We start from the raw sequence: 19,908 nt of genomic DNA, 5'->3' as shown, positions 1-19,908 counted from the left end.
GTCCGCCCTGTCCGTCCTTCCTGTCGAACGGGGAACCGGGCGGCACCGATCGGCCAGGTGCCGGCCGCAGTCGGCCAAGGACGGGGCACATTGATCAAACTGACCGCACGTGTCCGGGCACTCGCCGGACGGGCCGCGACGCTCGTCTCCTACAGCCACCCCTGCGAGGACAGGAGGGTGCACGGCGTGGCCGTCCTGGACGAGGACGAACTGGTCCTGTTCTCCGCGCCGGGGGCCATGCCCTGGCACGAGCTGGAGGAGCTGGCCAGGGACCACGGGCTGGCCTGCGAGTCCCGCCGGTACGCCATCGACGCGGAGGCGAGGATCGCCCTGGCCCGTCGCGCCTCGGGCTGGCACGGCCCCCGCCCCACCGGCCCCCCGGAACCCCGCGACTCGGCGCTTCCGCCCGTGCACCCGCTCGACATGGCGAACAGCATCCGCTTTGCCCGGATGATCACAAACATGTGGCGGAACATGCGAGCCGGCCGCGCCCATGCCCGGCTGAACCGGCCCCGGGTGGCCCGCGGCGGCGAGCTCCCGCGCCTGGACGGTCAGGCCTGCCGCCTCCTCTCCCGGAACGGCGGGCCGGCGCTGGAGTCGGAGTACGGCCCGCACCTGATCTCCCAGGCCGACCTGCTGCTGCGCTACACCCTCGAACCGGACCTCCGTGGCCTGATCGTGTTCGGCGGGCCCGGCCGGCCTCTGGTCCATCTGCCCGGCAAGTGGGATCCGGAGAAAACGCGTCACTTCGCCGTACGCAACACGTTGGGGTACGAGGCGCGCGCCCTGTCACGCGAGGAGTATCTGGCCCTGACGGATCAGGTGCTGGACGCGGTTCCCTGAGGACCCCCGGCACCCGGGTACCACGGGCGGACCCACCCCCTCGATCGGCCGGGCACCCGGCGTCACGAGTCCGGTGACCCCGAGGACTCCGTCGCCTGGACACCGAGGCCGGACAGGAACGCCGCGGCGGCGGGCGACGGGGGGAAGGCGCTCCAGACGAGGTGCTCCATGCGGGCGGGGGCGTCACGGACCTGGAGGACGGGCAGGTCGGGGAGTTCCGGCACGAAGGCGGCGGGCAGCATCCCGATGCCCAGTCCCTGCCGGATCAGGCGGGCCATGAAGTCCATGTTCGTCACCTCGAAGGCGACCTCGCGCCGGACTCCGGCCGCCGCGAACGCCTCGTCCGTCTGGGCCCGCGCGGCGGTGCCCGGCGGGAAGTCGACGAACGGTTCGTCCGACAGCTGCCGAAGCTCCACCCGTTCCGTGACCGCCAGCGGGTGGCCGGGCGCCACCGCGGCGACGAGGTCGCCGCGCGCCAGCTCGCGGCCACGGACACCCCTGGGGCGTACGCCCACCGGCAGTCCCAGGAACGCGACGTCCAGGGTGCCCTGCCGCACCCGTTCGGTCAGCTCCTCGCTCGCGCCCGAGCGGAGGCTGATCCGCACCTGCCGGTGCCGCAGGTGGAACCGCTTCAGCGCGGTGGGGAGGTCGACCGCCGCGACGGTGGGAATGGCGCCGACGGCGAGCCGGCCCCGGATCTCACCGGCGGCGGCGGCCACCTCGGCGCGGGCTCGTTCGGCGGCGTCGAGGGCCTGACGGGCCGCGGGGAGGAACGCCTCGCCCGCGGGGGTCAGCCGGACGCGGCGGCTGGTGCGGTCGAACAGCTTGGCGCCCAGCTCGCGTTCCAGCCGGGCGATCTGGTGACTCAGCGCGGACTGGACGACCAGGCACCGCTCGGCGGCGCGGGTGAAGTTGCTCGTCTCCGCGACGGCGACGACGTAACGCATCTGCTGGAGCTCCACGGATCAATCGTGATGCACGATCGGTCCGATGACAAACATGTGTTGGACTCATCGATCGTTCATTGCCGAAGCTGGGCGCATGACGACGAGACCTCACACGGACGGCGGCCTGGCGCGCGGGCTGCTGCTGCTCATGTCGGCGGCGACCGGGCTGGCGGTCGCGGGAAACTACTTCGCGCAGCCGCTGCTCGACCTGATCGGCCGGGAACTGGGGATCGGGCCGTCGTCGGCGGCGCTGGTGGTGACGGCCGCGCAGGGCGGGTACGCGCTGGGGCTGGTCCTGCTGGTGCCGCTCGGCGATCTGATGGAGCGGCGCCGGCTCGCGGTGTCGCTCTACGCGGCGACCGCGGTCTTCCTGCTGGTGTCTGCCACCGCGGCCGACGGCACGGTGCTCCTGGCCGGTACGGCCCTGACCGCGCTGACCTCGGTCGGAGCGCAGGTGGTGGTGCCGTTCGCGGCGACGCTGGCGGACCCGGCCGAGCGGGGCCGGGTGGTCGGCACGGTGATGACCGGGCTGATGCTCGGCCTGTTGCTGGCGCGGACCGCGTCCGGGGCGTTGTCGGAGCTGGGCGGCTGGCGGACGGTCTACTGGGTGAACGCGGTCCTGATGGCGCTGATGGCCGTGCTGCTGCGTGTCTTCCTGCCCCGGCTCGGCCGGGACGGGGGACGCCTGTCCTATGCCGGGCTGCTGCGTTCGACGGTCGCGATGTTCCGCCACGAGCCGTTGCTGCGGTGGCGGGCGGGTGTCGGCGCGTTGGGCCTCGCCTCGTTCAGCGTGCTGTGGACGGCCCTGACCTTCCTGCTGGTACGGGCGCCGTACGGCTGGACGGAGTCGGCCGTCGGCCTGTTCGCCCTGGTCGGTGTCGCGGGCGCGCTGACCGCCACGGTGGCGGGGCGGCTGTCCGACCGCGGGCACGTCCAGCTCGTGACCGGCGCCGGGACGATCCTGCTGCTGGCCTCCTGGTCGGCGATCGCGGCGGGGGCACGCTCGCTGGCCTGGCTGCTCGTCGGCGTGATCGTGCTGGACCTGGCGCACCAGGCGGTGCTCAACAGCAGCCAGAACGTCCTCTACGCGCTCCGGCCCGAGGCCCGCAACCGGATCAACTCCGCCTTCATGACCTCCCTGTTCCTCGGCGGCGCGGCGGGCTCCGCGCTGACCTCGGTCGTCTGGGTGAACGCCGGCTGGACCGGCGTGTGCCTCCTGGGCGCCACCCTCTCGGCCGGGACCGTCGTGCTCTGGGTCCTGGAACGCGTCACCACCGGCCGGTCGGCGGGCAGGCCCCCGAAGTCCCCGGCCCACCAAAATGACGCCCCGGCACCGGCCGCACCGGCAAAATGACGCCCCGGCACCGGCCGCACCGGCCACCTCGTCCGGCTGATCCGGGGACCCGGGCCACGCGCGTCATCGCGTCCGGAGCTTCCGGAACGGCAGGAAGCGCGGGTGGTCACGTGGTGGCCGGGACGCCCGCGACCACCGATTCACCGACGCGACCCGGCCCGCACCACCACCGCCAACTACCAACCACCGAGGGAGAACGAGCGTGACACGCACCGTACTGATCACCGGGGCCACCGGAACCGTGTCCACCGCGCTGACGAAAGCGCTGGCAGGAGCCGATGTGGACCTTCGTGCCCTCGTCCGCGAGGGGTCCGGAGCGGACGGCCCGCGCGAGCGGGGCGCGGAGGTCTTCGTCGGCGACCTCGACGACGCCCGGTCGCTGGCGCCCGCCTTCGAGGGCGTGCAGGACGTGTGGCTGCTCACCCCGAACGGCCCGCGCGCCCCGGAGAACGCCATGAACGCCGTGTGGGCCGCGCGCCGGGCCGGTGTGGAGCGCGTCGTGCGCCTGTCCGTCGTCGGCGCGGCGCACGACGCGCCGAACCGCAGCGGCAGGCTGCACGCGCTGTCCGACCGGGAGACCGAGCGGTGCGGCATGCGCTGGACGATCCTGCGTCCGCACTGGTTCATGCAGAACCTGTTGAACGAGGCGGGCGACGTCGCCGCCACCGGCACGTTCTCGCTGAACATGGCCTCGGCGCGGATCGGCATGATCGACGTGCGCGACCTCGCCGAGTGCGCCGCCCGCGTGCTCCTCGACGACCCCGATCGCCACCACGGCCAGACCTACACCCTCACCGGCCCGCGCTCGCTCACGTTCGACGAGGTCGCCCGCGAGCTGGGGCGCGCTCTCGGCAGGTCCGTCACCTACCTGCCGGTCGGCGACGACGCCAGGCGCGGGACACTGCTCGGCCACGGCGTTCCGGGATGGATCGCCGACATGCTCGAGGAGTACGCGCGGGCGTACGCCTCCGGCTGGGGGGACCTCACCACCGGCACGGTCGCCGGCCTTCTCGGCCGCCCCCCGCGCGACGTCTCCGACTTCGCCCGTGACCACGCCGCGGCGTTCACCCCGGCCGGTGACGACTGAGACCGCGATCCGCCGACCCGCCGACCCGCCGACCCGCCGATCCGCCGGTCAGACGGTCGGCCGGCCGGTCAGCCGGTCAGCCAGGCAGCCGGTCGGCCGCGAGATCTCCGCGCCTCGGCGCCGCCGGTAAGCGGGCGTCGGCGGATCGGGGTCGCCGGTCAGGCCGGGGCGGGGAGCGGGGCTCCGGCGTGGCGCAGCGCGGCCCGCGTGGTGTCCGGGCGGGCCGGCAGGAGCGGCGGCCGGACCGCGGCGGTGGGAATGACGCCGCGCGCGTGCAGGACCGCCTTGACCACGGCGGGGTTGGGCTCGGCGAACAGCGCCGCGGACAGGGCCGCGAGGCGGTGCCCGAGAGGTCGCGCCCGTGCCACGTCGCCGGTACGCCACGCCTCGACAAGCTCCGCGAACCGCGCGGTCGCCACGTGCGCCGAGGCCAGGACCGCGCCGTGCGCGCCGAGCGCGAGCAGCGGCGAGACGAACACGTCGTCGCCCCCCAGCACCGCGAAGCCGTCCGGGAGATCGGCCATGAGCGCGACGGTGTCGTCGTCGATCCCGCCGACCGCGTACTTGACGCCCACCACACCGGGCAGCGCGGCCAGCCGCCGCACCGCGTCCGCCGACAGGCACTGCCCGGTCCGGTACGGGACGTGGTAGACCACGAGCGGTACGGGACCGGCCGCGAGACGGCGGAAGTGGGCCAGCACCCCGGCCTCGCCCGGACGCGTGAACGGCGGTACCAGGCTCAGCGCCGCCGTCACCTCCGGCCGGTCCCGCAGCGCGTCCAGTTCCGGCGGGGTGGCGGCGCCCACCAGGAGCCGCGCGCCGCGTTCCGCGCAGACCCGGGCCGCGAGGTCCACCACGGCCCGCCGCTCCGGGCCGCTGAGCGCGCCGGGCTCCGCGGTGGTGCCCAGCGCGACCAGACCGGTCGCCCCGTCGTCCACGATCCGGTGCGCGAGAGCCTCCAGCGCGTCGAGAGCCACGGCTCCGGCGTCGTCGAACGGGGTGATCAGGGGCACGTACAGGCCGGTGAGCGTCATGGGTCCAGGGTGCTCCGCCCCGATCGGCAAGGTCCAGTTCAGGTTTGTACACGAACCCGTAAGCTGAGCTTATGCTCGATGTCCGGCGGCTGCGCCTGCTGCGTGACCTGGCACGGCTGGGTACGATCGCCGCCGTGGCCAGGTCGCACACGTACACCCCCTCGGCCGTCTCCCAGCAGCTGGCCGTGCTGGAACGCGAGGCGGGCGTGCCGCTGCTGGAGCGGACCGGGCGCCGGGTCGTCCTCACCCCGGCCGGTGTCGTCCTCGTGCGGCACGCCGAGACCGTGCTGGCCGCCCTCGACGACGCCGGTGCCGCGCTGGCCACGGCACGCGGCGAGCCTGTCGGCCCGCTGCGCATCGGCGCGTTCCCCAGCGCCGTCCGCACCCTCCTGCCGGGCGCGCTGGTCACGCTGGGGCTCGACCATCCCGGCCTCGAACTGATGGTGACCGAGCTCGACCCGGTCGCCGTGCCCGAGGCGCTGCGCGAACGGCGGCTGGACGTGGCCCTGGTGAACGACTACGACGTCATGCCGGTCGAGCCCGACCCCGCGCTCGACGCGGTGCCGCTGCTGGACGAGACGGTGTTCCTCGCCATGCCCGCCACCGGCGTGGCCCCCGGCACCGGTTCCGGTTCCGGTTCCGCCACCGGCCCCGGCAGTGACCCCGGCGCCGACCCGGTCGGCGACGCCCGGCACGCCGCCTGGATCGTGGGCAGCCCCGGCACCGCCTGCCACGCCGTCACGCTGCGGGTCTGCCGCACGGCCGGCTTCATCCCGCTGGTACGGCACCACGCCGACGACTTCGCCGCGGTGCTCGCGCTGGTGGCGGCGGGCCAGGGTGTCTCGCTCGTGCCGCGGCTCGCCACGGCGCTGCCACCGGCCGGGGTGCGCCTCGTCCCGCTCGCCGCCCGCCGGCGAACCCGCGTCGCCTACCGGCGGGGCGCGGCCACCCATCCGGCCGTGGCCGCGTGCGTCACCGCCCTCCGCGCCTCCACCAGGGCCTACCTCGACCGGTGAGCGCCTCGCCGGGCGTCTTGGGCGGTACGGCTACCCCGGCTGTGCGGGACAACAGCCGTCGGAGCAGGTTTCCGCGGCCGGGCCGGTGAGGGTGACGGGGGTGGTTGGGCCGGTGGGCTGCGGGACGGGGGCGCAGCAGGTGTCGCCGCGCCAGGTCTGGCGGCCCTCCCTGACCGCCACCGCGGCGATGACCAGGGCCGCGATCGGGTCGGCCCAGGACCAGCCGAGGGTGCTGTTGAGCACCAGGCCGACCAGCAGCACCGCAGACAGGTAGGTGCACAGCAGGGTCTGCTTGGAGTCGGCCACCGCGGAGGCGGAGCCGAGCTCACGGCCGGCCCGCCGCTGCGCGTGGGACAGGAACGGCATGACCAGCAGCGACAGGGCGGCCAGGACGATGCCGGCGGTGGAGTGCCCGGCCTCACCCTGGCCGAACAGGGCGCGTACGGCGTCGAAGCTGACATAGGCGGCCAGCGCGAAGAAGGAGAGCGCGATCACGCGCAGCGCGCTCCTCTCCCGCCGCCCGGGGTCGGCGGCGCTGAACTGCCAGGCGACGGCGGCGGCCGAGGCGACCTCGACGACGGAGTCCAGCCCGAACCCGATCAGCGCGGCGGAGGAGGCGAGGGTCCCGGCCGTGATGGCCACGACCGCCTCGATCACGTTGTAGGTGATGGTCGCGGCCACCAGCAGCCGGATCCGCCGGGTCAGCAGGGCGCGACGGGCCGGGCCGGGACCGAGTGTGACGGCGGCCATCAGCAGCAGCCCTTCTCGCCCGCGTCCGGGCAGGTGGCGTCGGTGGCGACGGCGACCACCGCGGCGCGCAGGTCGTCCAGCGCGTGCCCGAGCCGCACGTCGGCCAGCTCGTATCGGGCGCGGCGGCCGACCGGCACGGCGACCACCAGGCCGCAGTCGCGCAGGCAGGCCAGATGGTTGGACAGCCGGGTGCGGGAGACGCCCAGTCTCTCGGCCAGGTCGGCGGGGTGGGCCGGAGCCTCGCGCAACGCGAGCAGGATCCGGCAACGGATCGGATCGGCCAGCGCCCGGCCGAACCGCGCGAGCACCTCGACCTCGGAAGCGATCGTCAGCATACGCTCACGGTACATGGAATCCTGAATTCAGGAAATGGTGTATCAATGATCGCCCGGTGACCGAGATGACCGATGCCGGCCGGACGCGGAGGGGTAAGGGACGCGGAGGGGTAAGGAGTGTCGGCAACGGCCGGGCGCGGGGTCACCGGCAGCGGCCGGGCGTTCCCGAAGGGGTCGCGCGTCGCGAGCGCGCTTGAGACGGACCCTCTTCAAGCGAGCGCGCTTGAAAGAACCGCGCTTGAAAGAACCGCGCGTGGAAGGACCGCGCGTGAAAGGCCGTGCTTGGAAAGGCCGTGCTTGGAAGGACCGCACATGGAAGGGCCGTACTTGAAAAGGCCGCGCGTCGTGTCACCGGCGGCAGCCAGGCCCCCCGAAGGGGCTCAACGCCCCGGCGCGGGCGGGCCCGCTCAGGCCCGCGGCTTGCGCCAGGTGATGCTGTAGCGCAGCAGCAGGTGGCGGCGGTACCGGGAGCCGGGCAGGATCTCGGCGGCCAGCGCTCGCATCTGCGGATAGGTCACCGGCGGCGGCCACACAATGGGGGACGGATGCTCCCAGTGCCCCTTCACGACGCGGTGGAAGGTGCCCACGGCGACCCCGGCCAGGTCGCGCGGCAGGTCGCGGGGCATGGAGCTGCGGGCGAGCCCGACGACGGCCAGGACCCCGCCGGGGCGCAAAAGGTCACGCATGCGGGCCAGCCCCGTGGCGGCGTCCACGTGGTGCAGGGTGGCCACGGACGCGACGACGTCGAACGAGGCGGGCTCGAAGGGGTGGGTGAGGAAGTCACCGAGGACGTAGTCGACGTCGTCCGGGTGCTCGCGGGCCTGGTCGATGCTGGGCGCGTCGAGGTCGATGCCGGTGACGTGCGGTACGGCCCGCCGCAGCTCGCGGGCGAGCATGCCCTCGCCGCAGCCGATGTCGAGAGCGCGCCGGGCGCTGCCGGGAACCGCCCGGAGGACACGGGGGTGGTAGTGGATGTTGTGGTTCCATCGCCTGTCGTCCTTCACCGTCATGCGATCATCCTGCCGAACATCTGACGGCGGGACGCGCCGCCCGGCAGACCCGCCGGATGGGACTGCTCAAGGCCGTCGGCGCCGCCCCCGGCCTCGTCGCCGTCGTCTTGCTCACCGAATACCTCACCCCTGCTGGTATTCCACGCCGGCCCCCTGGAGGACTGGGACCTGGGCTCCGTCACCCTGCCCGACCTGAAGGACGACCTGACGCTCGGCCTCCTCCGGGGGGTCGCCGCCGCGTGGAGAGGCACCCTCGGCCGGTGGCGCCTCTCCACGCGGAGCGGATGGACACGTAACCGCCCGAGGGACCCGGGCACAGCGGATCGCGGCCCGGCGGCGCATGGGGCGCGGTCCTCCCCGGCTCACCGGACACGGTCGTCCCCCGGGGAGGAACCCGCCCGTACGGCGCCAGGACGAGGATCCGGCCGCTCTACGGCACGGGGAGTATCCCGAAGATGGGACGCAGCGCCGATGAGGGGGATGTGGCCCGTCCGTAAAGTGCTGATTCGCGGTTGATCGCAACGGGCGCACGGCACACCGCACACGCCACACGGCACACGCCACACGGCACACGGCACCGCCCGGCGTCGGCCCTCGCGGTGGCTCTCGCCACCGTTTCAGCGCACCCCCACAGGAGGCATCCCATGCTCGACACGCGTGTCACGACCCGGCGCCGGCGTCTGCCGGCGCGTCCGGCGCCACTGGTCGTCGCCCTGTCACTGTCCCTGTCCCTGTCCCTGTCCCTGATGGCCTGGATCGCCGTCGGCGTCGCGGGGTCGTGGCCCGCCCAGGCGCAGACCGGGAACCCGCACCGGTACCTGGGGACGTGGAACTACGACCAGCCCGTACGCGAGAGCATGCGGAACGTCGCGGTCATCAGCTGCCCCGAGGGGAGCACGACCTGCTCTCCGACCCCGCCGATCCACGTCCCGCAGATCGGGGACATCGTGTTCTCCAGGGCGGCCGGCGGCGGGGTCGTGGGGCGTACCGACCGGGGGTGCACGTGGACGTTCGCGGTGCGCCCCACCTCGCTGGAACTGGATCCCCCGTCCCAGAACTGCTTCAACCATGTCATCGGCTCGGCGTACACCATCACGAAGTGGTCGGTCACCGTGTCCGGGAACCGCGAGCGGGAGGCCATCGTCGCCGTCAGCCACCAGCCGAACGGCGACTACGAGTTCCGGCTCGACAAGGGCAGCCGCACCAAGGTGACGGGAGGCGCCTGGGCCCAGGCCCGCAGGGTCTTTCCGGGAACGTGGCGGTACGACGCGTCCGACCCGCGGTCCCGCGTGAACCTTCTCACCACCCGGTACACCGACCCGGACGGCCAGGTGCGGTCGGTCCAGACGCCGCAGCAGGGTCTCGTCACGTTCACGAGCGGCCGCAAGAACGTCATGAGGGCACGGACCGAGAACGGATGCGACTGGACGCTCACCGCACGCGGGAACACGGCCAAACTCGAACCGGCCGTCCAGACCTGCGAGACCGCGCTGGGAACCACCACACTCTCGTTCTGGACGATCGCGAGCGACGGCGGGCAGCAGGCGTCGGTCATGGCCGGTGTCGACGAACGCGGTGGGAACTTCCTGCTCAGCGTAGGCAGCCTGACGAAGCGGTGATCCACGGTCGTCCGCGACGAGCCGCGACGAGCCGCGGTCGGCGCACATCGCGGCCCCGGTGGCCGCGCGGCCTTCCCCTCGCCTCTCCGATCCACCGGCCGGTCGGTCGGTCGGTCGCGCGAAGCGTGATCAGCCACAGTCTTGTCGGTGAACGTCGGTAAAATCGGGATCCGTGTCGGTTCCTCGACAGGATGGGCACCTATGGACGAGCGCCTGACCGTCGTGATCGGGTATCCCCAGTCGGAGCTGCTGGACATCGCCTCGGTGACCACGCCGCTCCACATGGCCAACCAGCTGGGAGCGGATCCCCCCTACCGGATACGTCTCGCCACCTCGGGTGGCGGCCCGTTGTCCTGTGACTCGGGCCTGACGCTGGAGGGCCAGATAGCCCTCGAACGCATCACCGGGCCGCTCGACACCCTGGTCGTCTCCGGCGGGGTCGGGCACGAGGCCGCCGCGGGCAACCCCGTGTTCCTGGCGCACATCCGCCGGCTGGCCGCGGTCAGCCGGCGGGTGGCGTCGGTGTGCACGGGCGCCACCCTGCTGGCCGCCGCCGGGCTGCTGGACGGGCGCCGCGCCACCACGCACTGGAGGTACGCGGGAACGCTCGCCGCCCACCATCCCAACGTCATCGTCGACCCGTGCCCGCTCTACATCCGCGAGGGGCACGTGTCGACCGCGGCCGGCGTCACCAGCGCCCTGGACCTGACGCTCGCCTTCGTCGAGGAGGACCACGGCCCTCGCCTGGCCCGCTTCGTGGCGCGTGCCCTGGTGGCCTACCTGCAGCGGCCCGGCGACCAGGCGCAGATCAGCATGTTCGTGGGCGCGCCCCCGCCGGAGCATCCGCTGGTCCGGCAGGTGGTCGACCACGTCGTCAGCAACCTCGACGGTGATCTGAGCCCCGCGACGCTGGCCGCCCAGCTGAACGTGAGCGAACGCCACCTGACCCGGCTCAGCCTGGAACACCTGGGCAAGACCCCCGGTCGTTTCGTCAGGCAGACACGTACGCGGGCGGCCGAGCAGCTCCTCGTCTCGTCGTCGCTCTCCGTGGCGGACATCGCGGCCCGGTGCGGGTTCGGCTCCACCGAGAGCCTCCGGCAGTCGTTCGTCACCGAGTTCGGCGTCTCCCCCACCCGCTACCGCCAGGCCCGGACCCAGGACCCCGGCTGAGGAATCCCGGGAACCCGGGGAGCTCGGGAAGCCCGAGGAGCCCGGGGAGTTCAGGAAGCTCGGGGAGCCCGGGGAGCCCAGGGAGCTCAGGAAGTTCAGGAAGCCCGAGGAGCCCGAGAAGCTCAGGAAGCTCAGGAAGCTCGGCGAGGCCGGGGAGCCTGGGGAGCCCGGGAAAACGTGCTGTTTCTCCTCCCCACCCTTCCTCACCCTGACCAAGGCGCCCCGCCCGGACGGGGACCGCGCCAGGACGGACGCCCCTCCGCGAACGCGCCGCGCCGCGCCGCGCCACCGGGGCCGCGTCCGCACCCGCCCCCATGCCTATTCCCATGCCCGCAGACCGCACGGTCCGCAGGCCACATGACCGCGCGACCGCGCGACTTTTCCGTATGGTGGGGTCATGTTCTTCGAGCCTCCAGCGGCACAGGAAGAATCGACCCGCCCGTCCAGACCCGGGCTGCCGGCCTGGTACGCACCACCGGCCGGGGAAATGGGCGCGACGATGATCAGCGACCTGGTGCTGGCCCGCACCCCGAACGTCGCCATCACCCTGCCGACGATCCAGGCGTTCGGCACCGGCTGCCTGCTGAACGTGAACATCGTCATGAGGCAGCACACTTTGTCCCCCGACGACTTCCAGGCCCTCCAGCTGTCCGTGTACCCCCACATGGTCGCCGGTGTGGGCGCCGGCCGGTTGCCGGACAACCTGCTGCGATTGGGCGTCCGCTTCGCCGACGGCACCAAGGCCACCACCGTCGGGCAGCGGTTCGACATGGCGGGGCTCCCGCAGGATCCGCCCCCGGCCCCGCGGCTCTCCCTGCTGTTCGGCGGCGCGTCCGTGCGCAGCGGCGACGAGGGCGCCGGCGTCGCCACGATGGGGCTGTGGCTCTGGCCCTCGCCGCCCCGGGAGACCTTCGAGCTCGGCGTGGAGTGGCCCGCGGGCGGGATCGAGCTGAGCATCGTCCTCCTGGACGGCGCGGCGATCGCGTCCGCCGCCGAGCGGTCGGTCCCGTACTGGCCGGACTCCCCCCGGAGCGAGTGACCCCGACCGGCGCGGATCCTCCTCGTCGGGCGCGTCCAAACGGGACTCCGTACCGCGTCCCTCTCCCCCGAGGGCGGGCAGGCGAACGCCCCGAGCGTCCGTGAGCAGGCCGCCGCTCAGACGGCAATGGGCGAGTACGCCCCGGCGTCGCCCTTGCGGACCACGCTGGTGTCGCCGTTGACGCCGATCGGGATGTCACCGGCCAGCGTGATGCGGTGCAGAAGCCGGGGCAGGTCGTCGTAGTCCGCGACGGCGTAGTGCTGGGTGGACCGGTTGTCCCAGATGGCGATGTCGCCGTCGCGCCAGTTCCACCGCACCGTGTTCTCCAGGCGGGTGACGTGCCGCTGCAGCAGGGAGAACAGGTCGTGGAAATCGGCGCTGCTCAGGTCCGTGAACGACCTGACGAAGTGCCCGAGCAGCAGGGACGGCTCGCCGGTCTCCGGGTGGATGCGGACCACGGGGTGCTCGGTCTCGAACTCGCGGCTCCGGAACTGCTCGCGATACTCCTGCTCCCTGACGTCGATCCCGCCGATCTGCGGGCGCTGCGCCGCGTAGTCGTACAGGTTCGAGTGCACCGCGCGCAACCGGCCCACCAGCGCCTGCAGGCCGGGGTGCAGGCGCCGGTACGCCTCCACCGTGTTGGCCCACACCGTGGTCCCGCCGTAGGGCGGCAGCGTGATGGCGCGCAGCACGCTGATCGCCGGGATCCGGTCGACGAAGGTCACGTCCGTGTGCCAACTGTTGGCCTTGCCCTGCTCGGAGTCGATCGGGAGCACGGCCTCACCGTCGCCCGTCACCGTCGGGTGCGGCTTGGTGGGGGTGCCGAGCAGCCCGGCGAACGCGTGCTGGTCGGCGTCGGTGGCGTGCCCCTGGTCGCGCAGGAAGACCACGCGGTGGCGCAGCAGCGCGGCACGCAGTTCGGCGACCGCCGCCGCGTCGACGTCACCGCCCACCCTGATGCCGCCGACGACCGCGCCGATCACGCCGCCGACTCGCGTGACGTCGATGTGCCGGTAGGAGCCGTCGGCGACGACGGGCGTCTCGTGGTCATGGAGCTGGGTCATTCCCTGACACCTTTCGATGGCGATGTACGGGTGGGCCGTACCACAGCGTGTGCCGAGAGAGGGATAATGTCAACTATCCCTGTAGGTTAACTAGGGAATTTTCTCGCACTCGTCCCGGTAACCGCCCATCTCACCGCGTTCTCCCCCCAGGAAACCGTGCCACCTCCCCGGGAAGCCCGGTCCCACTCCCCCGGCGAGCCGGGTCCCGCTCCCCCGAGAAGCCGGGTCCCGCTCCCGCGAAAAACGTGCCCCACCCCCCGGAAGCCACGTCCCACCCCCGGAAGTCCCCCGGGAAACGGACTCCCGCCCCCGGGAAAACCGTTCGCCTGCCCCGCCCGCCCTGAGCCAACATGGCCATAGCCGTGAATATCCAGAGGGGAGGATGCCCGTGCCGGGATCACCTGACTCCCCCGAGGACAGGCCGCCCGCACGCAGGTCGGCCGTCCTGCTGGCGCTGCGCTATTACAACGGGGAGCTGCGGCGCCAGTGGCGGGTCGCCGCGCCCGCGCTGACCCTGCCCGCGCTGGGAAACACCTGCCTGTTCTACCTGGCGCCGCTCGCGGTGGGCGCGCTCGTGGGCCGCCTGGCCGGCGACGAGGACGCCACCGTCGCCGTGCTCGTGCCGTACGTGCTCGCCTTCGGCGGGCTGCTGCTCACGGGCGAGATCCTGTGGCGGGTGGGCCTGCACTTCCTGAACCGTACGGAGGCCCGGGGCATCGAGCGGCTCGGCGTGACGGGCATGGACAGGCTGCTCGCCAAGGACGCCGCGTTCTTCCACGACAACTTCGCCGGCTCGCTGACCAAACGGGTGCTGAGCTTCTCCAGCGGGTTCGAGGGCTACGTGGACGCGCTCACGTTCTCGATCATCTCCAAGGTGGTGCCGCTGGCGTTCGCCTCGGTGGTGCTGTGGCGGTACCACCCGCTGCTGGTCTTCGTCCTCGTGGGCCTCATCGTCTTCACCGCCTTCCTCATCACCCCGCTCATCCGCCGTCGCCAGAGGCTGGTGGACCGGCGCGAGGCCGCCAAGGTGCGGGTGTCCGGGCACGTCGCCGACGTGCTGGCCAACATGGAGACGGTCCGCGCGTTCGCCGCCGAGGACCGCGAGGCCGCCCAGCACCGGGCCCGGGTCGCCGAGCAGCGCAGGCTGACGATCCGCTCCTGGGACTACGGCAACCTCCGGGTGGACACCGTCGTCGCCCCGCTGGCGGTCCTCACCAGCACGGTCGGCCTGATGCTCGCCGTCAACCTCCGGGGCGGCCTGGGCGTGGAGGCGATCGTGGTGACGTTCAGCTACTACACGACCTCGATCGGCATCATGTTCGACTTCAACCAGATCTACCGCCGCCTGGAGAGCGTGCTCACCGAGTCCGCCCAGTTCACCGAGCTTCTCCTCGCGCCGCCCGGGGTGGTCGACCCGGACGACCCGCAACCGCTGCGCCCCGCCGACGCCGGCGTCCGGTTCGAACGGGTGACGTTCGCGCACGCCGGCCACCCGCCCCTGTTCCACGGCCTGGACCTGCACATCCCCACCGGCACCAAGATGGGCCTGGTCGGCCGGTCCGGCGGCGGCAAGACCACCCTCACCCGGCTGCTGCTCCGCCTCACGGACATCGACGGCGGCCGGATCCTGATCGGCGGCCAGGACATCACCCGGCTCCGCCAGGCCGACCTGCGCGGCCTGATCGCCTACGTCCCCCAGGAGCCCGCCCTGTTCCACCGGTCGTTGCGCGACAACATCGCCTTCGCCCGGCCGGGCGCCACCGACGCCGAGATCCGCCGGGTCGCGCGGGCGGCGCACGTCACGGAGTTCGCCGAGGCCCTGCCGGACGGCTTCGACACGCTGGTCGGGGAGCGCGGGGTCAAGCTCTCCGGCGGCCAGCGGCAGCGCGTCGCCCTCGCCCGCGCCATCCTGCGCGACGCGCCGATCCTGCTGCTGGACGAGGCCACGAGCGCGCTCGACTCCGAAAGCGAGACGCTCGTCCAGGAAGCCCTGTGGGGCCTGATGCGTGACCGCACCGCCCTCGTGGTCGCGCACCGGCTGAGCACCGTCGTCCGCATGGACAACCTGGTGGTGCTCGACCAGGGCCGCGTCGTGGAACAGGGCGACCACCAGGAGCTCCTCCGGGCCCAGGGACCGTACGCCCGCCTGTGGCACCACCAGTCCGGCGGCTTCCTGGTCGAAGAGGACACCCCGGACGCCGTCCACCGCTGACGCGCGCGGGTGTCCCTGTCCTCCCGTCCGTAGGAGGGCATCGCACCGGGCGGCCCCGCCCCCGGAGCGAGTCGATCCGCGAGGAGAAGGACCAGGAGCACCGGGCACCCACGCCGCCCTCGCCACCGGAAACCAAGAAACCGGAGAACCGGAGAACCCAGGAGCCGGGGAACAAGAGCACCAGAGAACCGGCACATCCGTCGAGCGCAACTTTCGCCGCCCGAGTGAAAGTTTCATCCCCCGCGACGCCGTACTCCCAGATCATCAAGGCGGGCCGATCGCGGTGTTTGAGGTTCCCCGGCCCGCGTGCCTACGGTGCTGGCATCCACACAGTGATCCGGTCGAGGAGTCCCGAGGAGTCCATCATGCGCGCCCGCGTCGTCCCGGCCCTGATTCTCGCGCTGCTCGCGCTGTTCGTCACCGCCCCCGAGGCCCGCGCCCAGGTGGTGGGCGGCTTCGACTTCTCCCGGGCGCAGGTCTCCGTCACGGGCCTCCAGGTCCCCTGGGGCCTGGCGTTCCTGCCGGACGGCAGCGCGCTGGTGTCCGAACGCAACACCGGGCGCATCCTCCAGGTGCGGCCGGGCCAGACGCCCACGACGGTCGCCACCGTCAGCGGGGTGAGCGCCTCGGGTGAGAGCGGCCTGCTCGGCATCGCCGTGTCGCCCACCTACGCCCAGGACGGCTGGGTGTACGCGTACTTCACCAGCACCGCCGGGGACAACCGCCTGGTCAGGCTGCAGCTGACCGCGCCCCAGACGCAGCCGGTGGTCTTCTCCGGGGTCCCGAGCAACACCTTCCACGACGGCGGCCGCATCGCCTTCGGGCCGGACGGCATGCTCTACGTGGCGACCGGCGACGCCGGCAACACCGCCAACGCGCAGAACCTCAGCAGCCTCGCCGGGAAGATCCTGCGGATGACGCCCACCGGCGGCGTGCCCGCGGACAATCCGATCGCGGGCTCCCGCGTCTGGACCTACGGCCACCGCAACGTCCAGGGCCTGACCTGGGACTCCCAGGGCAGGATGTACGCCGCCGAACTGGGGCAGAACACCCGGGACGAGGTCAACCAGATCGTCGCGGGCTCCAACTACGGCTGGCCGACGTGCGAGGGCACCTGCACCAACCCCTCCTTCCGCAACCCGATCGTCACGTGGACGACCGCCGAGGCGTCGCCCAGCGGGCTGGCCTGGGCCAACAACACGCTCTTCGTCGCCGCGCTGCGCGGCCAGCGGCTCTGGGCGGTGCCGCTGACCAGCGGCGGTACGGCCGGCACGCCGCTGGCCGAGTTCCAGTCCGCCTACGGACGGCTCCGCACGGTCGCGGTCGGGCCGGACGGCTGGCTCTGGGTGGCGACCAGCAACCGGGACGGCCGCGGCAGCCCGGTGGCGCAGGACGACCGCATCGTCCGCGTCCCCCCGGCCACCACCGGGGGCGACACCACCCCGCCGTCCGCGCCGGCCGGCCTCGCCGCGTCGGGGACGACCTCCACCGGCACCACCCTGGCCTGGACCGCCTCCACCGACGACACCGGAGTGACCGGCTACGACGTCCTGCGCGCGCCGGGCGCGTCCGGCGGCACCTTCACGCAGGTGGGGACCTCGGCCGCCACCTCGTTCGCCGAGACCGGGCTCACCGCGAACACCACGTACCGCTACCAGGTCCGGGCCCGCGACGCGGCGGGCAACCTCTCGCCGGTGTCGAACACGGCGACGGTCACCACCCTCCCGGGCGGCGGGGGCACCGGCGGGTGCTCGGTGACGGCGACCGTCCAGACGCAGTGGGGCAACGGGTACGTGGTCCAGCCGGTCACGGTCGCCAACACCGGCACGTCCGCGATCAACGGCTGGACGGTGACCTTCACCCTGCCGAGCGGCCACACCGTCACCGGCTCGTGGAACGCCACGCTCGCCGTCAGCGGGCAGACCGTCACGGCGCGGGGCTCCGGGCACAACGGCACGCTCGGCCCCGGCCAGAGCACCACCTTCGGCTTCCAGGCGAGCCGTCCGAACGGCAACACCCAGACGCCGTCCGGCTACCGGTGCACGAGCCCCTGAGTCCCGGACGCTAGGCCCGTCCCACCTCCCGCGGCGCGCTCGCGGCGCGGGAGCAGGAACGGGGTGGCCAGGAGAAGGACTCCGGCGGTCGCGATCGCGGTGCGGGGGCTGGTGACGGCGGCCAGCAGGCCCCACACCGCGGTCAGGGCCGCGATGGCGAGGCTGCCGCTGACCGACCACGCCGACAGGGTACGGGCGACCCCGTCCGGGTCGGTGTGGTCGAGCCGGTAGGTGGCCAGCACCGGGTTGAACACGCCGCAGCAGGTCACCAGACCGAACTGGACGGCGATGACGAGCACCATCCCGGGGACTCCGGGCTGGACGAACGCCAGCCCGACGGGCCAGCACGCGCGCAGCGCCCCGGCGGTGAGCATCACCCCGCGCTGCCCGAACCGCGCCACGAGCCCGCGCGCCAGCCGCGCCCCGACGAGCCCGCCGACACAGGGAAGCGCGAACGCGAGGCCGTACTGCCAGGGCGCGAACCCGAGATGCCCGAGCAGCAGTACGGCGAGCAGCGGCTCGGTCGCCATGATCAGGCCGTTGACCAGGATCGCGTTGAGGAACAACCGGCGCAGCGTCCGATGGGCCAGGATGCGGCGCCACCCTTCGAGCAGATCCCCGGCACGCGACCCCGGCACGTCGGCACGCACGGTTCGCCCGGCACGCGACCGGAATGCGGCAGCACGCGACCCCGATGCCTCGGCACGCGCGGGGCGCGGCTCGCCTCCGCCGATCGCGCGGACGCACAGCGCCGACAGCAGATAGCTGACCGCGTCGGCCGCCACCGTCACCACCGGGCCGAACATCCCGACCGCGGCCCCGCCGAGCGGCGGTCCGACCACGATCGCGGACCACGTCGTGGACTCGAACCGGCTGTTCGCGACGAGCCGGTCCTCCGGCGGCAGGAGCGCCTTCAGATACGCGCCACTGGCCGCGTTGAAGGCGATCTTGGCCGCCGTGACGACGACGGAGACGACGAGGAGCTGCGCGAATCCGAGCAGGCCGAACGCGAACGCGACGGGGATGCTCAGCAACGCCGCGAACCGGGTCAGGTCCATCGCCACCATCACCGGCCGCTTGCGGCGGAACTCCACCCACGGCCCGAGCGGGACCGCGAGCACCGCCCCCACCGCCAGCCCCACGGCGGACAGCGCCGACACCTGGGCCGGCCCGGCGTGCAGCACGAGGACCGCGATCAGGGGAAACGCCCCGAACCCGAGACTCGTGCCGTACGAACTGACCACGTACGCCGCGTACAACCACCCGAACCGCCGCCCCAGTGCCCGCCTGCCCGCCACGCCCGCCCCGCCTCTCGCCGACCCGGACAACCAGATGTTGACCACTGGCATCCAACCGACGCGGGGGCGGCGAGATCAAACAACAGATCCGCCGGTTGATACAACCGAACGTTGTGCGGCTACCCTTTCCCGGGTGGATCTCGACGCCGTACGCACCTTCGTGGCCGCCGCGGACGCGGGACGGTTCCAGGACGCCGCCGACGAGTTGTCGATCACCCAGCAGGCCGTCTCCAAGCGCATCGCCACGCTGGAGAGGAACCTCGGTGTGCGGCTGTTCACGCGCACCCCGCGCGCGACGCGGCTCACCGCCGACGGGCAGGCGTTCCTGCCCCACGCCCGCGACCTCCTGCGGGCCGAGGAGCGGGCGCTCGCCTCCGTCCGTCCCGGCCACCGCGCGCTGCGCGTCGACGTGATCGGCCGGCGGCTCGCCCCGGCCGCCCTGCTGGGCGACTTCCACCGCGCGCGGCCCGACGTCGAGCTCGACGTCGTGACCCTCTTCGACGCGGACGCGGCCGTCGCCGCCCTCCGGTCCGGCACGATCGACGCGGCCGTCCGCGCCGTCACCATGCCCGGCAGGCGGCTTCCCGACGACATCGGGGCCGTCCGGGTCCTCGACGAGCCCGTCCAGCTGCTCACCGGACCGGCCCACGAGCTCGCCAACGCCGGCGCGGTCACGCCCGCCGAGCTCGCCGGGCACCGGATCTGGATGCCCGGCATCGTCCCCGGGACCGAGTGGGCCGCCTTCTACGACGACCTCGCCGCCGCGTTCGGGCTCACCATCGAGGTCACCGGCCCCGACTTCGGCACCGAGCCGCTGCTGGACACCATCGCCGACTCCCGGTCACTGGCGACCTTCGTCGGGGCGCGGACCCACCTCGTCTGGCCCGCCGAGCACGACCTGCGACGCGTCGCCGTGCGCGACCCGGCACCGGTCTACCCGCACTCGCTGGTCTGGCACCGCGACAACCCGCACCCCGCGCTCGCCGCGCTCCGCGACCACCTCGGCTCCGGACGGCCCGGCCACTCCGGCGGCGAGGTCTGGACACCGGCGTGGGCACAGCGGTAGCCGGTAACCG

The 19,908-nt window shown here is 73.1% G+C and carries 17 protein-coding genes; 10 read left to right on the top strand and 7 right to left on the bottom strand.

Features of this window, described 5'->3' with window-relative positions:
• The first annotated feature begins 90 nt into the window (after positions 1 to 90).
• The gene (locus ABT053_RS04235) at positions 91 to 843 is read left to right on the top strand and encodes a hypothetical protein (protein WP_350967389.1); all 753 of its coding nucleotides are present in this window, start codon (positions 91 to 93) and stop codon (positions 841 to 843) included.
• 62 nt (positions 844 to 905) lie between these two features.
• Here the strand turns inward: ABT053_RS04235 and ABT053_RS04230 are convergent, their stop codons facing one another.
• Positions 906 to 1,805: a LysR family transcriptional regulator gene (locus ABT053_RS04230; protein WP_350967388.1), complete on the bottom strand. Its 900-nt coding sequence runs from the start codon at positions 1,803 to 1,805 to the stop codon at positions 906 to 908.
• A gap of 79 nt (positions 1,806 to 1,884) precedes the next feature.
• Between ABT053_RS04230 and ABT053_RS04225 the strand changes: the two genes are divergently transcribed.
• Positions 1,885 to 3,144, top strand: a complete 1,260-nt coding sequence (locus ABT053_RS04225; RefSeq protein ID WP_350967387.1) for an MFS transporter — start codon at positions 1,885 to 1,887, stop codon at positions 3,142 to 3,144.
• A gap of 202 nt (positions 3,145 to 3,346) precedes the next feature.
• A complete protein-coding gene (locus tag ABT053_RS04220) occupies positions 3,347 to 4,231 on the top strand; it encodes an SDR family oxidoreductase (RefSeq protein ID WP_350967386.1) in 885 nt (294 codons plus the stop codon).
• Between the two features lie 158 nt (positions 4,232 to 4,389).
• On the opposite strand, the gene ABT053_RS04215 is transcribed toward ABT053_RS04220, so the two are convergent.
• Positions 4,390 to 5,265, bottom strand: a complete 876-nt coding sequence (locus ABT053_RS04215; RefSeq protein WP_350967385.1) for a dihydrodipicolinate synthase family protein — start codon at positions 5,263 to 5,265, stop codon at positions 4,390 to 4,392.
• Positions 5,266 to 5,336: 71 nt separating this feature from the next.
• Between ABT053_RS04215 and ABT053_RS04210 the strand changes: the two genes are divergently transcribed.
• Positions 5,337 to 6,281 (top strand): LysR family transcriptional regulator, encoded by a 945-nt coding sequence (locus tag ABT053_RS04210; protein WP_350967384.1) that lies wholly within the window; start codon positions 5,337 to 5,339, stop codon positions 6,279 to 6,281.
• A 30-nt stretch (positions 6,282 to 6,311) separates the two neighbouring features.
• On the opposite strand, the gene ABT053_RS04205 is transcribed toward ABT053_RS04210, so the two are convergent.
• From ABT053_RS04205 to ABT053_RS04195, 3 genes are all read right to left on the bottom strand, one after another.
• Positions 6,312 to 7,031, bottom strand: a complete 720-nt coding sequence (locus ABT053_RS04205; protein ID WP_350967383.1) for a cation efflux transmembrane domain-containing protein — start codon at positions 7,029 to 7,031, stop codon at positions 6,312 to 6,314.
• Positions 7,031 to 7,366 carry an ArsR/SmtB family transcription factor gene (locus ABT053_RS04200; RefSeq protein ID WP_350967382.1) on the bottom strand — a complete coding sequence of 112 codons (336 nt, stop codon included), beginning with the start codon at positions 7,364 to 7,366 and terminating at the stop codon, positions 7,031 to 7,033. The genes ABT053_RS04205 and ABT053_RS04200 overlap by 1 nt, the downstream gene beginning before the upstream one ends.
• Positions 7,367 to 7,773: 407 nt before the next feature.
• Positions 7,774 to 8,376, bottom strand: coding sequence for a class I SAM-dependent methyltransferase (locus ABT053_RS04195; RefSeq protein WP_350967381.1), 603 nt, complete (start codon positions 8,374 to 8,376; stop codon positions 7,774 to 7,776).
• Positions 8,377 to 9,020: 644 nt separating this feature from the next.
• Between ABT053_RS04195 and ABT053_RS04190 the strand changes: the two genes are divergently transcribed.
• The 3 genes from ABT053_RS04190 to ABT053_RS04180 all read left to right on the top strand — a co-directional run bounded on the left by ABT053_RS04190 (position 9,021) and on the right by ABT053_RS04180 (position 12,204).
• Positions 9,021 to 9,995 carry a hypothetical protein gene (locus tag ABT053_RS04190; protein ID WP_350967380.1) on the top strand — a complete coding sequence of 325 codons (975 nt, stop codon included), beginning with the start codon at positions 9,021 to 9,023 and terminating at the stop codon, positions 9,993 to 9,995.
• A 201-nt stretch (positions 9,996 to 10,196) separates the two neighbouring features.
• Complete coding sequence (locus ABT053_RS04185) at positions 10,197 to 11,165, top strand: GlxA family transcriptional regulator (protein WP_350967379.1); 969 nt, start codon at positions 10,197 to 10,199, stop codon at positions 11,163 to 11,165.
• A gap of 397 nt (positions 11,166 to 11,562) precedes the next feature.
• The gene (locus ABT053_RS04180; RefSeq protein WP_350967378.1) at positions 11,563 to 12,204 is read left to right on the top strand and encodes a hypothetical protein; all 642 of its coding nucleotides are present in this window, start codon (positions 11,563 to 11,565) and stop codon (positions 12,202 to 12,204) included.
• Between the two features lie 116 nt (positions 12,205 to 12,320).
• Here ABT053_RS04180 and ABT053_RS04175 read toward each other — a convergent pair whose 3' ends face one another.
• Positions 12,321 to 13,268 (bottom strand): TauD/TfdA dioxygenase family protein, encoded by a 948-nt coding sequence (locus ABT053_RS04175; protein WP_350967377.1) that lies wholly within the window; start codon positions 13,266 to 13,268, stop codon positions 12,321 to 12,323.
• 388 nt (positions 13,269 to 13,656) lie between these two features.
• Here ABT053_RS04175 and ABT053_RS04170 point away from each other — a divergent pair, with 388 nt between their 5' ends.
• Positions 13,657 to 15,480, top strand: a complete 1,824-nt coding sequence (locus ABT053_RS04170; RefSeq protein ID WP_350967376.1) for an ABC transporter ATP-binding protein — start codon at positions 13,657 to 13,659, stop codon at positions 15,478 to 15,480.
• 365 nt (positions 15,481 to 15,845) lie between these two features.
• A complete protein-coding gene (locus ABT053_RS04165) occupies positions 15,846 to 17,534 on the top strand; it encodes a PQQ-dependent sugar dehydrogenase (RefSeq protein WP_350967375.1) in 1,689 nt (562 codons plus the stop codon).
• Here the strand turns inward: ABT053_RS04165 and ABT053_RS04160 are convergent.
• Positions 17,513 to 18,883 carry an MFS transporter gene (locus tag ABT053_RS04160; protein WP_350967374.1) on the bottom strand — a complete coding sequence of 457 codons (1,371 nt, stop codon included), beginning with the start codon at positions 18,881 to 18,883 and terminating at the stop codon, positions 17,513 to 17,515. The two genes, ABT053_RS04165 and ABT053_RS04160, sit on opposite strands and share 22 nt — an antisense overlap.
• Before the next feature lie 82 nt (positions 18,884 to 18,965).
• Between ABT053_RS04160 and ABT053_RS04155 the strand changes: the two genes are divergently transcribed.
• Entirely contained in the window at positions 18,966 to 19,898 is a 933-nt protein-coding gene (locus tag ABT053_RS04155; RefSeq protein ID WP_350967373.1) for a LysR family transcriptional regulator, read from the top strand.
• Positions 19,899 to 19,908: the final 10 nt, after the last annotated feature.

Source organism: Streptosporangium sp. NPDC002524, from assembly GCF_040295985.1.
GTDB lineage: Bacteria > Actinomycetota > Actinomycetes > Streptosporangiales > Streptosporangiaceae > Streptosporangium.
This window is presented reverse-complemented; position numbering and strand designations above follow the sequence as displayed.